The 13,767-nt window shown below is 64.0% G+C and carries 8 protein-coding genes; 6 read left to right on the top strand and 2 right to left on the bottom strand.

From position 1 onward, the window contains the following. The first annotated feature begins 23 nt into the window (after positions 1-23). From ACP8JZ_RS03275 to valS, 5 genes are all read left to right on the top strand, one after another. Complete coding sequence (locus ACP8JZ_RS03275) at positions 24-2,579, top strand: sodium-translocating pyrophosphatase (RefSeq protein WP_371415866.1); 2,556 nt, start codon at positions 24-26, stop codon at positions 2,577-2,579. Positions 2,580-2,784: 205 nt separating this feature from the next. Further along, positions 2,785-3,519 (top strand): 6-phosphogluconolactonase, encoded by a 735-nt coding sequence (gene pgl / locus ACP8JZ_RS03270; protein ID WP_323458930.1) that lies wholly within the window; start codon positions 2,785-2,787, stop codon positions 3,517-3,519. 167 nt (positions 3,520-3,686) lie between these two features. Further along, complete coding sequence (locus ACP8JZ_RS03265; RefSeq protein WP_323458931.1) at positions 3,687-4,271, top strand: DoxX family protein; 585 nt, start codon at positions 3,687-3,689, stop codon at positions 4,269-4,271. Positions 4,272-4,335: 64 nt separating this feature from the next. Continuing rightward, entirely contained in the window at positions 4,336-5,121 is a 786-nt protein-coding gene (locus ACP8JZ_RS03260) for a DsbA family protein (RefSeq protein ID WP_484482679.1), read from the top strand. A 204-nt stretch (positions 5,122-5,325) separates the two neighbouring features. Beyond that, positions 5,326-7,920 carry a valine--tRNA ligase gene (valS, locus tag ACP8JZ_RS03255; RefSeq protein ID WP_484482678.1) on the top strand — a complete coding sequence of 865 codons (2,595 nt, stop codon included), beginning with the start codon at positions 5,326-5,328 and terminating at the stop codon, positions 7,918-7,920. Between the two features lie 531 nt (positions 7,921-8,451). On the opposite strand, the gene ACP8JZ_RS03250 is transcribed toward valS, so the two are convergent. Further along, positions 8,452-11,745, bottom strand: a complete 3,294-nt coding sequence (locus tag ACP8JZ_RS03250) for a S41 family peptidase (protein WP_484482677.1) — start codon at positions 11,743-11,745, stop codon at positions 8,452-8,454. 101 nt (positions 11,746-11,846) lie between these two features. Here ACP8JZ_RS03250 and ACP8JZ_RS03245 point away from each other — a divergent pair, with 101 nt between their 5' ends. Beyond that, positions 11,847-12,239, top strand: a complete 393-nt coding sequence (locus tag ACP8JZ_RS03245; protein ID WP_484482676.1) for a hypothetical protein — start codon at positions 11,847-11,849, stop codon at positions 12,237-12,239. 150 nt (positions 12,240-12,389) lie between these two features. On the opposite strand, the gene clpX is transcribed toward ACP8JZ_RS03245, so the two are convergent. Beyond that, complete coding sequence (clpX, locus tag ACP8JZ_RS03240; RefSeq protein ID WP_021105397.1) at positions 12,390-13,673, bottom strand: ATP-dependent Clp protease ATP-binding subunit ClpX; 1,284 nt, start codon at positions 13,671-13,673, stop codon at positions 12,390-12,392. Between the last annotated feature and the right edge of the window lie 94 nt (positions 13,674-13,767).

Genomic DNA, 13,767 nt, shown 5'->3' with positions numbered 1-13,767 from the left:
TCCAGGGTTCCAGCGAGCCTGTCATGTCCAGAAATCACCGGTGGGCCGCCGGGCTGGCACTGCTGGCACTTTTCCTCACCGGGTGCAGCTCATCGAACGGGCGGGCCGGCGGTGGCGGCGAGGCCAACCTCAAACTTCCGCCCCTCGACGAGCAGGTCGGTTCGGTGTCTGGCACCACCTTGTTGTGGATAGGCCTGGCTGTGTGCGTGCTGGGCCTGGTCTTCGGCCTGACGACATACTCGAAACTACGCAAACTTCCGGTGCACCAGGCCATGCGTGAGGTCTCCGAGCTCATCTACACCACGTGCAAGACGTACCTCAAGCAGCAGGCCAAGTTCCTCATGGTGCTCTGGGCGTTCATCGCCATCGTCATCGTCGTGTACTTCCTGTTCCTGGAGCACATGGGTGCCAAGGTGCTCATCATCCTGCTGTTCAGCCTCATCGGCATGGCCGGATCGTTCGGGGTGGCCTGGTACGGCATTCGCGTCAACACCTTCGCCAACTCTCGCACGGCACACGCCTCGCTCAAGGGTCGCCCGTTCGAGTGCTTCGACATTCCGCTGCGTTCGGGTATGAGCATCGGCATGGTGCTCATCAGTGTCGAGCTGTTCATGATGCTGGCGATCATGCTCCTGCTGCCCGGCGACCTGGCCGGCCCATGCTTCATCGGCTTCGCCATCGGTGAGTCGCTGGGAGCTGCCTGCCTGCGTATCGCCGGCGGCATCTTCACCAAGATCGCCGACGTGGGCGCGGACCTCATGAAGATCGCCTTCCACATCAAGGAGGACGACGCCCGTAACCCCGGCGTCATCGCCGACTGCACTGGTGACAATGCCGGTGACTCGGTGGGGCCGTCGGCCGATGGATTCGAGACCTACGGCGTCACCGGGGTCGCCCTGGTGACGTTCATCCTCGGCGCGGTACCCAACCAGTCCGAACAGGTGCAGCTGCTGGTGTGGATCTTCGTGGTACGAGTCGTCATGTTGGTGGCGAGCTACCTGTCATACCTCGTCAACAACGCCATCGCCCGTGCGAAGTACGGCAAGGTTGACGAGTTCGACTTCGAGAAACCCCTGTCGAGTCTGGTGTGGATCACCTCGGCGATGTCGATCCTGCTCACGGCCCTGACGACGTGGTGGATGCTCGGCGGCATGGGTGACGGCACCATGTGGTGGAAACTCACCGTCATCATCTCGTGCGGCACCCTGGCCGGAGCCCTCATCCCCGAACTGGTCAAGGCCTTCACCTCCACCAACTCCCGTCACGTGCGCGAGGTCGTCACCAGCGCCAAGGAGGGCGGGGCGTCGCTGGACATCCTGTCGGGTCTGGTGGCCGGCAACTTCTCCGGATACTGGCTGGGTGTGGCGATCGTCGCCCTCATGGGTGCCGCATTTCTGGTCTCGGGAACCGGATCGGGCCTGGGTGACATGGGCGCGATGAGCGAGGTGAAGTGGGCCGTCTTCGCCTTCGGTCTGGTGGCCTTCGGTTTCCTCGGCATGGGCGCGGTGACGATTGCCGTCGACTCCTACGGGCCTGTCACCGACAACGCCCAGAGCGTCTACGAGCTGTCGACCATCGAGGAGCTGCCCGACATCGACGAGCAGGTGAAGGCCGAGTTCGGCTTCACTCCTCGGTGGAAGGTGGCCAAGCACTTCCTGGAGGCTCAGGATGGGGCGGGAAACACCTTCAAGGCCACCGCCAAGCCAGTGCTCATCGGGACGGCCGTCGTCGGAGCGACGACGATGATCTTCTCGATCATCATGATGCTCACCGATGGCTTGCAGAACACCACCGAGGTGACCAAGCTCGGCCTCACCCATGCTCCGTTCCTGCTGGGTCTCATCACCGGTGGAGCCATCATCTACTGGTTCTCCGGGGCCTCCATGCAGGCCGTCACCACTGGTGCCTACCGGGCCGTGGAGTACATCAAGGCCAACATGAAGCTGGATGCCACGGCCACCAAGGCCTCCGCCGAGGACTCCACCCGCGTCGTGCAGATCTGCACCGAGTACGCCCAGAAGGGCATGATCAACATCTTCCTGGCGGTGTTCTTCTCCGCCCTGGCCTTCGCCTTCGTCGATCCCTACTTCTTCATCGGCTACCTCATCTCGATCGCCGTCTTCGGCTTGTACCAGGCGATCTTCATGGCCAACGCCGGTGGCGCTTGGGACAACGCCAAGAAGATCGTCGAGGTGGATCTGGACGCCAAGGGAACACAACTGCACGATGCCTCGGTGGTTGGTGACACCGTGGGTGATCCGTTCAAGGACACCTCCTCGGTGGCCCTCAACCCGGTCATCAAGTTCACCACCCTGTTCGGCCTGCTTGCCGTGGAGCTCGCGGTCTCGATCGGGGCAGGCCCACTCACCCACATCCTGGCCGTGGTGTTCTTCCTCATTGCCGCGTTCTTCGTGCACCGCTCGTTCTACGGCATGCGTATTCGTCGCACCGATGACGACTTCGTCTCCTTCGACGACGTCCCCCATGCAGATGACGAGCCAGCGGCGTTCGCCGGAGCCGGGCACGAGACGTCGCCCTCGAGTGATCCGAGGCCACGTCGAGTGGATCCGGAGCACTGACAACCGGATCACAAAGTCATCCGTCCCCGTGGCGGGCAGGAGGGCGTGCCAATCCCATGGTGTGCCCTCCTGCGTCGTGGCGAGGCTTCTCGTGACTGGCTTCGGTGCCCACCGGATCTGGACTTGACTGCACCGATGTGGGAAAGTCAGTGAAAGATCAGACTTACCGATGCTGCGGGTGTCTGACGCAGGAAGGGTGGGGACGATGCCGCATCAGCGTGTCATCCGGTACTTGTCGGCCAACGACCTGGCCGACGGGCTTGCGCGCCGCCTGGTTCGGGCCATACTCCATCGCCAGGACACCCAGGGTGAGGTGCATCTGTGTGTCGCCGGCGGCCAGGCTGCCACCCGGGTGTACGAGTGTCTGCACGACGTGGACGAACGCACCTCGGTGGATCCGTCCCGGTTGCACGTGTGGTGGAGCGATGACGCATTCGTCCCCACCGGCGATGCACAGCGTACGTCGTTGCGCACCCTGCCGTTGCTGCTCACCGCCTTTCACCTGGATCCCTCCCGCACCCACCCCATCCCGACGATGGACGGCAAGGACGATGCCGACGATGCCGCCTACGCCTATGCCCAGGAATTGGGCAACACCATCTTCGACATCTGCCTGCTGGACGTGGGGGAAAGCGGTGCGGTGGCGTCGCTCTTCGCCGACGATCCCTCGTTCTCCCCACACACGACGGCACTGGCGGTGGGGGTGACGGCCTCGCCCACTCCCGCCACGGAACGGATCTCGCTCACCCTTCCCGAGATCAATCGTTCCCATCAGGTGTGGCTCATCGCATCGGGTGCGCACAAGGCCAAGGCAGTCAATGAGTCCTTGCTGGAAGGGTCTCAACTGCCAGCTGCCCTGGCCCATGGCACCGAGGAGACGCTGTGGTGGACCGACCAGCTGGCCGCTGCACAATTGCCGAGCTACAACTGCTCGCTGTGAATCCTGCCGCGTGAAGGACCCGCAGGGATCACACGTACCCCTGCCCTCCAGCACTGCCGACGTCGTACTGCCCCGCCCAGATCATGAATCGACGATCTGGGTGCCAACATGCACTACCGCCTTGGACGCCGGGAACGACTCTGGAAGACAGCGCCTACCATGACGTCATGGACAAGACGACACAGACTCCCCCGGCGCACCAGAAATCGTGGCAACGCTGGGTCGGACTGGTGGCACGGCTCATCCTGGGAGTCACACTCATCGTTGCGGGACTGCTGAAGGTCACCGCCGTGGACTCGAGCATCGCCGCGGTACGTACCTATCGCATCGTCTCGTGGGATTTCGCGAAGGTCGTCGGCACTGCCATGCCGGTTGTCGAGATCATCGTGGGGCTGGCCATCCTCGTGGGACTTCTCACCCGATGGTCGGCCCTGCTCGGCGCGCTGGCCATGGTGGCGTTCATCGCCGGGATCGCATCCGTGTGGGCCCGCGGGATCAGCCTCGACTGCGGATGCTTCGGCGGAGGCGGACTGCGTCAGGACCCGTGGTCCACCGTGGTCCACGGTTACATCAAGGACATCGTGCGTGACACCGGCCTGCTCCTGTGCGGCCTGTGGCTGGTCATCCATCCACGTACCGCCCTGTCCTTGGACGGTTGGATGAGCGCACCGGACGCTGCCATGCCGCCCGAGAAGCCTGTGGCCCCTGAACACGCGTCCCAGCTGCAAGGCAGCGTGGGCGATGGGCGGTGAACGCGTGTTCTTGCCGTCTCGTCTATCCTGAACTCGTCACCATGAGTCAACCCCTGGAGCACCAATGAGCCAGAACTCCTCCCGCCGCGAAGCAATGCGGGCCCAGCAACAGGCCGAGGAGGCCGCCGCACGACGCCGCAAGATCGTCGGCATCGTCGCGGGCATCCTCGTCGTCGCCATCATCGCCGCTGTCGTCATCTGGGCCGTCAATCGGGACAAGGGATCTGAGGAAGCCACCGGACCTCAGGTGAAGCCGCCGAGTGCCACCGGCTCTGCCCATGCCTACGTCGTCAACAAGGGCAAGGCCAAGAAGGGTGCCCCGGTGCTCAAGGTGTACGAGGACTTCCAGTGCCCGGTCTGCAAGCAGGTGGAGGACATCTTCGGCAAGAAGTTCGAGGCCTTGGCAGCCTCCGGTGACATCGAGTTGCAGTGGCAGACCCTCACTTTTCTAGACGATAAAATACCTGGTGAGTCTTCTCAGCGCTCTGCAGTTGCCACCGCCTGTGCTGACACTGTTGGCAAAATCGCTCCATATCACGACGTCGTTTTCGCCCACCAACCAGAAGAGGGCACCGGCTACACCGACGACCAGCTGCGCGGCGCCTTCGCCAAGGATGCCGGAATCACTGGCGCCGATCTCACCAAATTCCAGAAGTGCTATGACACAAAGGCCACCAAGGACTTCGCCACGAATGCTGCCGAGGAGGGGCTGAAGGAAGGCATGAAGCTCGAGAAGAAATTCGGGACTCCATTCATGACAGTTGACGGAAAACCCTGGAATGACTGGACGAACTTGGCAGAAGCCAATCAGAACCAGCTGCTAGACGCCATCAAGAAGGCCGCCAAGTGAACCTTTCATCCTGCCCCACGTGGGTTCGGGTCCACCACTGCTGACGAATGACTCGCGGGTGGCAGGTGAGTGACTGCCACCCGCGAACCCCCACCATGCGAAGCCATCGAGAACCCGGGTCATGACGCCCCTGGACGCGGTGTGGATGCGAACAACAGTCTCAGCATTCACACCGCGTCCGTCGCATTCACTAGACTTCAGGCCATGACGTCACAGACCCACGAAGAAAACGGCACGCCGACTCGCGGCGTGGTGCCCGACAAGCCAGCCCTGGAGGGGCTCGAAGCCAAATGGGGCAAGGTCTGGGAGGACGAGCAGCTCTACGCATTCCATGGTGACCAGGTGGAGTCCCGCGAGGCAGTGTTCTCCATCGACACCCCGCCGCCGACCGTCTCGGGACATCTGCATCCCGGGCACGTGTTCTCCTACACCCACACCGACACCATCGCTCGTTACCAGCGAATGCGGGGCAAGAAGGTCTTCTACCCGATGGGCTGGGATGACAACGGCCTGCCCACCGAACGTCGCGTCCAGAACTACTACGGCGTGCGCTGCGACCCGTCGCTGCCCTACGACCCGGACTTCGAGCCACCGGCCAAGCCGGATCCCAAGCACCAGATCTCCATCTCGCGTCGCAACTTCGTGGAACTGTGCGTCAAGCTGACCGCAGTCGATGAGAAGACCTTCCAGGACCTGTGGCGTTCCGTCGGTCTGTCGGTGGACTGGAATCAGCTCTACACGACGATCTCACCGGAGTCCCAGCGCATCGCCCAGTTGGCGTTCCTGCGCAATCACGCCCGCGGCGAGGCCTACCTCAACGACGCCCCGACCCTGTGGGACGTCACCTACCAGACGGCGGTGGCCCAGGCCGAGTTGGAGGCTCGCGACTACCCCGGTGCCTATCACCGACTGGCCTTCCATCGCGACAATGGTGACGACGTCTTCATCGAGACGACTCGCCCAGAGCTCCTGGCAGCCTGCTGCGCCCTCATCGCCCACCCCGACGACGAGCGCTACCAGCATCTGTTCGGCACCACCGTCACCACACCGTTGTACGGGGTCGAGGTGCCGGTGATCGCCCACCCGGCTGCCGAGATGGACAAGGGCGCCGGCATCGCCATGTGCTGCACCTTCGGTGATCTCACCGACGTGCAGTGGTGGCGGGAGCTGCAGCTGCCGACTCGCACCATCATGGGACGCGACGGACGTATCATCCGCGAGACGCCGGACTGGATCGTCAACACCGAGGCCTACGAACAGATTGCCGGCAAGACGGCCTTCACCGCCCGCAAACTCGTCGTGGAGGCCGTGACGGCATCCGGTGAGATGGACGGTGATCCCCGGCCCACCGAGCGCAAGGCGAACTTCTACGAGAAGGGCGACAAGCCCCTGGAGATCATCGGCACCCGCCAGTGGTACATCCGCAACGGCGGCCGCGACGAGGAGCTGCGCGCCCAGCTGCTGGAACGTGGCCGCGAACTGGACTGGGTGCCCGAGCACATGCGGCACCGCTACGAGAACTGGGTCGAGGGACTCAACGGTGACTGGCTCATCAGCCGTCAGCGCTTCTTCGGGGTGCCGTTCCCGGTGTGGTACCGGCTCGACGAGCAGGGCGAGCCCGACTACGAGCATCCGATCGTGCCTGCCGAGGACGAGCTGCCGGTCGACCCGGCCTCCCAGACCCCGCAGGGCTACCAGGAGGAGCAGCGCGGCCAGGCTGGTGGGTTCATCGGTGACCCGGACGTCATGGACACCTGGGCGACCAGCTCACTGACCCCGCAGCTGGTGACCGGTTGGCAGCGCGACGACGACCTGTTCGCCAAGACCTTCCCGATGGACTTCGCCCCCGAGGCCCATGACATCATCCGCACCTGGGTGTTCTCCCGCATCGTGCGTGCCCATCTGGAGAATGGCGTGCTACCGTGGAAACGTGCCGCGATCTCCGGGTTCGTCACGGATCCCGATCGCAAGAAGATGAGCAAGTCCAAGGGCAACACGGTGGTGCCCACCGAGATCATCGAGCAGTTCGGTGCCGATGCGGTGCGTTGGCGTGCGGCGATGGCACGGCCCGGCATGGACTCCCCCTTCGACAAGGCACAGATGAAGGTGGGTCGTCGTCTGGCGATGAAGGTCCTCAACGCGTCGAAGTTCGTGCTGGGTTTCGGGGAGGGCGGCGAGCTCACGGACGTGACGAACCCCGCCGACCTGGCCATGCTGGCTGGACTGCGCCAACTCATCGCCACGGTCACCGAGGCTTTCGAGCAGTTCAACTACACCGCTGCCCTGGAGGCCTCCGAGCAGTTCTTCTGGACGTTCTGCGACGACTATCTGGAGCTCGTCAAGGAACGTGCCTACGACTCCGACGGCGCCGATGAGGCCGGTGCACTGAGCGCTCGCACCGCACTGCGTACCGCCCTGGACGTCCTGCTGCGGCTCTTCGCGCCGTTCCTGCCGTTCGTCACCGAGGAGGTGTGGAGCTGGTGGAAACCTGGCTCGGTACACATCGCCTCGTGGCCGATTCCCGAGGAACTGCCCTGTGCCGGTGACGTGGAGCTGCTCGAGGACATCTCGGCGGCCCTGGTCGAGCTGCGCGGCGTGAAGTCCACCCACAAGAAGCCGATGCGCACCCCGATCCTGCACGCCACGGTGAGCGCCCCGGCATCCATGATCGAGCATCTCAAGTTGGTGCAGACCGATCTGGCGTACGTCTCCAAGACCGAGAAGTTCACCTGGGTCGAGGGCGGTGAGGAGCTGAGCCTGGAGGCTGAGCTCGGCGAGCCGCCAGCCAAGAGGAAGTAAGGCCGCACCGCTGACGTTCGTCAGAAGGACGCCAGCGCAGGACGGGCGTTGGTGTGAGGTTCGCGCCAACGCCCGTTCCCGCACCACGCACATTTCACGTCCCGGCAAGGCATGTCACCGGCCAGAGACTTTGATCCCCTCCGGGGCCCTGACCACTCGACCTGGTAGGTCAGTGCTGAACGAGCGGTGCGGAACAGCCGAGCGGTACGGGCAATACTCGGTGCGGGACAACACGAGCAGTGCGGCACCACGCAGTACGGGACACCACAGGAGGCACAGGGCAACACAGGTATGCAGGGCAGCACGAGTGGTGACCCGCCCCCCGCGAGGCAGACGGGTCACCGCTGCATGTGATGGCTTCGTCAGCGCGGCACGACCCCGCCAGGATCGGGGCAGCTTCCGTCAAGGCACGGGGGCTGCCCAGGCGTCGTTGCGACGGTTCAGGGGCAGACCGGCCGCTTCGTCAGTGACGGGGCTGCCTCACCAGGATTGGGGGCAGGATTGCGGGCTTCCTGTCAGGCTGCCCGCGGCTCACTCCTCCACCGGACCACCGAAAGCTGCCGGCGGCATGGCAGGTGGGATGGCAGCCGGCCGCTCACCCAGCTGGGCGATGCAGTAATCGATGGCGGCATCGAGCTGGACGTCGCGATCGGACTCCCAGTCCTCCGGGCGAACGGTCACGGTGATGTCCGGATCGACGCCGTGGTTCTCCACGCCCCACCCGTAGTCGCCGTACCATCCGGCATAGCGCGGCTGGGTGACCTCGGTGCCGTCGACCAGGTCGAAACGTCCGTCGATACCAACCACACCACCCCAAGACCGCTCCCCCACGATCGGGGCATATCCCATGGCCTGGGTGACGGCCGAGACGATGTCACCGTCCGAACCGGCCCACTGGTTGGTCACCATGACGATCGGACCGCGCACGGCATTCTGGGGATACGTGGCGGGGGTGTCATACCATTTGCCGAAGTCCCAGCCGAGCACCTGACGTGACAGCCGCTCCACGACGAGCTGGGAGGTGTGGCCGCCGTGGTTGAAGCGCACATCGGCAACAACCCCTTCGTGACGAGTGGCCTCGACGATCTGACGGTGCAGCTCGGCCCATCCGTTGGAGACCATGTCTGGTACGTGCAGGTAGCCCAGCCGCCCACCGGATCGTTCCTCGACATAGCGGCGTCGAGAGGCGACCCAGTCGTGGTAACGCAATGGGGCCTCATCGGCCATGGGTACCACGGCCACCCGACGCATTTGATCCCCGGTACGCACGGTGAGTTCCACCGTGTGCCCGGCAGAGCCCTCCAGAGCCTCGCCCAGGCTGAGATCGTGCCCGAGCTTGTTGCCGTCCACGGCCACGATGACATCGCCATCGCGCACTGCCACCCCGGCGGCACGCAACGGTGACCAGGCCAGCGGGTCCGATGATTCGCCGGGCACGACACGCACGATCGGTACCCCATCGTCGGTGGGGACACCGTAGTCGGCTCCGAGCAGTCCAGCGCGCAGACTCGGGTCACCGTCGAGCCCGGCTGGCGAGACGTAGGAGTGTGAGGTGTTGAGCTCGCCAACGGTCTCCCAGAGGATGTCGTACAGGTCGTCGACGCTGTGGATACGATCGACCAGTGGGCGGTACCGACGCAGCACCGCCTCCCAGTCGACGCCATTCATGTCGTCGCGCCAGTAGTGGGTGGCCATGAGACGGCCATTCTCGTCGAACATCTGACGCCACTCGTCACGCGGGGTGATGCGTCGACGCAATCGCGTGAGATCAACGGCAACGTGGGCGGGATCCTCGGCATCCACCTTGTGATCGCTGGGCACGACGCTGACCTCGTCCTTGTGACGCACGATGAGTCGTTCCCCGTCACCGGAGACGGCAAAGGTGTCGACGGCCTCGACGATCCTCTCGATGCGCCGGGAGGCGAACCCGTAATGGACGAGGGCGTCGGCGGGAGCCTCACCGGTGACCCCGGCACGGGCGGCTCCGAGCTCACCGCCCCGATCGGCCTCCTCGATCCACACGACACCGTCCTTGACGGCAGCCAGACTGCGATACCGACCCGAGGCAACCGGGAAGGGCACCAGACGCTCCTCGAAACCATCACTGTCCAGTTCGCAGGTGACCGTGGGTGCATGGTCCGAGTCACCAGCGGCGTTGGCGAGAGCCTTCGCCTTGGCGTCCTGCACCTCGCTGATCCGCCATCCTTCGGGAACCGGTCCGAACGGTGAGGGTTCACTCGCCGACAGGGGCGCAAGCCACGGCCGGATGGTGTGCCCGAAGGACAGGTCGAAGGTCTGACCGTCGTAATGCGGGTCGAAGGTGCGTGCGGAGAGCACGACGAGATACTTGCCGTCCGCGGTGAACACCGGGTTGGAGTCATCGAAGGTGCCCTTGGTGAGTTGGAACGACTCGCCGAGCCCGTGTTCGTCCCAGCAGAAGATTGCTCCGCAGCTGTCCTCACCGTCGCGTGCCTGACGCCACACCAGGTACCGTCCGTCCGGGGACCATGCCAGGCCGGTGGCCTCACCCTGTGGGGAGCGACCCACCTGACGTACCTGACCGGATTGCACCGTGACGATGAGAACACGTCCGTCGTGGCTCACCACGGCAACCTTGTCACCGGCCGGGGAGGGCTCCAACCAGAGCACCATGCCCAGCTGGCCGGCGGCGATCCGACGCGGCTCGCCACTGTCGTGGTAACCGGTCCCGTCCAAGGCGGCCACCTCCAGGCAGTCGTCGTCGGTGACGTCACTGGCCCACACCCCCAGACCGGTGTTGCCCAGCGCCTTGGGGCAACGCACTCGGGCCGTGCCGTCGGCGGACAGCGCACGTGCCGGGCCGCTGCGATGGGTGAGATAGTAGGCAGCTCCGCGCCACTCGATCAGGGAACCGTCCCCACCGAAATCCGAGGTGATCGACTGCAACCGATCCGTGGGATCGACCGGAACCGGGGCGGGGGCACCGATGCCCAGTTCCACATCGATCTGGTCGGAATGGGCGTCCAAACCGTCCATGACGTACAGCTGGCCATGCGCATGGTAGACGATCGTCGTGCCGTCGGTGCGCGGGTCACGCACGTAGCCGTGTTCCTCGGAGTGGTGGGTGTGCTGGCGCAGATCGGCACCGTGGGCGTTGACCGACCACAGTTGGGCCTGTTCGGTAGGGTTGTTCGGCAGCACGGCACCCATGTCGGAGCTGAAGATGAGTCTGCCGTCGATCCAGCCGACTCCGTACCGTCCAGCCTCGACGTCAATGCCGTCATGGTCCTCGCCATCTCGCAGCAGACGCGTGAACTCGTCCTGCCCAGCGGCCCGCAGCCAGATCTGCCCGGCGGTGCCGCCTCGATAGCGCTTCCACTTGGAGCAGTCACCGGAGTTCGGGGTGACGGTGGCGATGTCACCCTCCGGTGAGATCGCCAGATCCATGCCGGGTCCGTATTCCAGTCGCTCGATCTGACCGTCCAGACTCACCGTGTACAGCCACATGAGGCCGATGTCATTGGTCTGGTGCGGGGAGCAGAAGACGATGTGGTCCTCGTCGAGCCAGCCGATCGTCAACAGTTTGCGAGCACCGAGCCAGGTGAGTCGGTGCTGTTGCCCACTGGCCAGGTCGAGTACGTACACCTCGGGACGCTGGGCCAGGTATGACGTCCACGCAATGCGCGTGCCCGACGGCGAGAACCGAGGATTGCGTACCGGGACATGGTCAGTGGTGACGCGGCTGGCGCGTCCTCCGGTGACGGGAACCAGCCACAGATCGTCGTCAGCGGTGAACACCACCAGGTCATCGTGAATGTCGGGGTATCGCAGATAGCCAGATGCCATGAATTGAGCCTAGCCGAGCGATGGAACACTTGGGGAGCATCTCTCGATAGAATCGTCGTTACCTCATTCGACACCACCGACCTGTGAGACGAGGAGTGACCATGGCAGGCAAGTTCAAGGCAGCGAAAAAGGCAGTCGGAGCCGCAGCCGCGTTCATTCCCGTGGCTCAACGCGCCTGGGACACCATCAACGAGAACGACCGTGCCTCCAAGGCCCTGCACACCGGAGTCGATGGGATTCGCCGATGGGCGATGTCACGCACCCGCACTGGTCAGCTGATCCTCACGGCCGAGGCCATTCGACAGTATGCCCGGCAGTCACACGATCCCCGGGCCAGCCAGTGGATTGCCAAGGCCGACGAGATTGATCGGCTCGTCCCGGTGCTCGATCGTCAGAATGGCGCCCAGCGCAGGAAGACCTTGGACCAGCTCAGGAGAAGCGCCGATCAGGTCCTGGACGAGGTGGCACACCACACCAATCTCACGGACGTCTGAGGATCCAAGCTGGACCTGCTGCCACACCACGTCGGCTCCTCCCCACGACCAGGCGACCAACCCGGTTCATGGCGACGCCGCGCAAGCACCGGGCAGGCAAGGCCCGCGGGATCGAATCCGTCAGGCGGACAGCCTGCGGGGCCGAGTCCGTCAGGCGGACAGCCTGCCGCGGGCCACTCGGGCCCGGGAGGAGTACTTGCACCGAGCGAGGCCACGCACGGCGTCTGCGGTGACGACGACTCGTGCCACGTCCTGACGCGACGGCACCTCGTACATGACCTCCATGAGGGTCTCCTCGAGGATGGCACGTAGTCCACGAGCGCCCGTGCCCCGTTCCAAGGCCTTGTCGGCAACCGCGCCGATGGCCTCCTCGGTGAACTCGAGTTGCACGCCATCAAGCTCGAAAAGTTTCTCGAACTGCTGAGTGAGCGCATTGCACGGCTCGGTGAGAATGCTCATGAGAGCCTCCCGATCCAACGGATCCACCGTCGTGATCATGGGCAGTCGCCCAATGAACTCCGGGATGAGCCCGAACTTGTGCAGATCCTCCGGGGTCGCCTGGGAGAGCAGGTCGTCCTCATCGACGACGTCGCAGCCGTCATCGACGTTGAACCCGACCGGACGGGCCCCAACACGCTGGTTGATGATGTCCTCCAACCCAGCGAATGCCCCCGCGACGATGAAGAGAATGTTCGTCGTGTCAATCTGCAGGAAGTCCTGGTGCGGGTGCTTGCGTCCACCCTGGGGCGGCACCGAGGCAGTCGTCCCCTCGAGGATCTTCAGCAGGGCCTGCTGGACGCCCTCACCCGACACATCACGGGTGATGGAGGGATTCTCGGACTTGCGGGCGACCTTGTCGATCTCGTCAATGTAGATGATTCCGGTTTCGGCGCGTTTGATGTCGAAATCAGCGGCCTGGATGAGTTTGAGGAGAATGTTCTCCACGTCCTCACCGACATACCCGGCTTCCGTGAGAGCCGTGGCATCCGCCATGGCGAATGGCACATTGAGCCTGCGCGCCAAGGTCTGGGCAAGGTACGTCTTGCCACACCCGGTTGGTCCCAGCAGCAGGATGTTCGACTTGCCCAGTTCGATGTCGTCGTCCTCGGCACGTCGGGCGTGGGACACCTCGGTGGCGGCGTGGATGCGCTTGTAGTGGTTGTACACCGCCACGGAGAGAGTACGTTTTGCTCGTTCCTGACCAATGACGTAGGTGTCGAGGAATTCGCACATTTCCCGTGGCCGAGGAAGATCCTCCAAGGAGGTCGTCTGGGATGACTCGGCGAATTCCTCCTCAATGATCTCATTGCACAGGTCAATGCACTCATCACAGATGTACACCCCGGGCCCGGCAATGAGTTTCTTCACGAGTTTCTGACTCTTGCCACAGAAGGAGCACTTGAACAGATCACTGCTCTCTCCCAGACGCGACATGCGGTTTCCACCCATCAGGATCAGATGTATTCGTCACGCGGAACACTGAAGAATACTTTTTACCGTTCAATGAATTTTAGCTCGCGGTGTGGTC

The sequence above is a fragment of the Cutibacterium sp. LaCa_286 genome (assembly GCF_057198075.1).
This window is presented reverse-complemented; position numbering and strand designations above follow the sequence as displayed.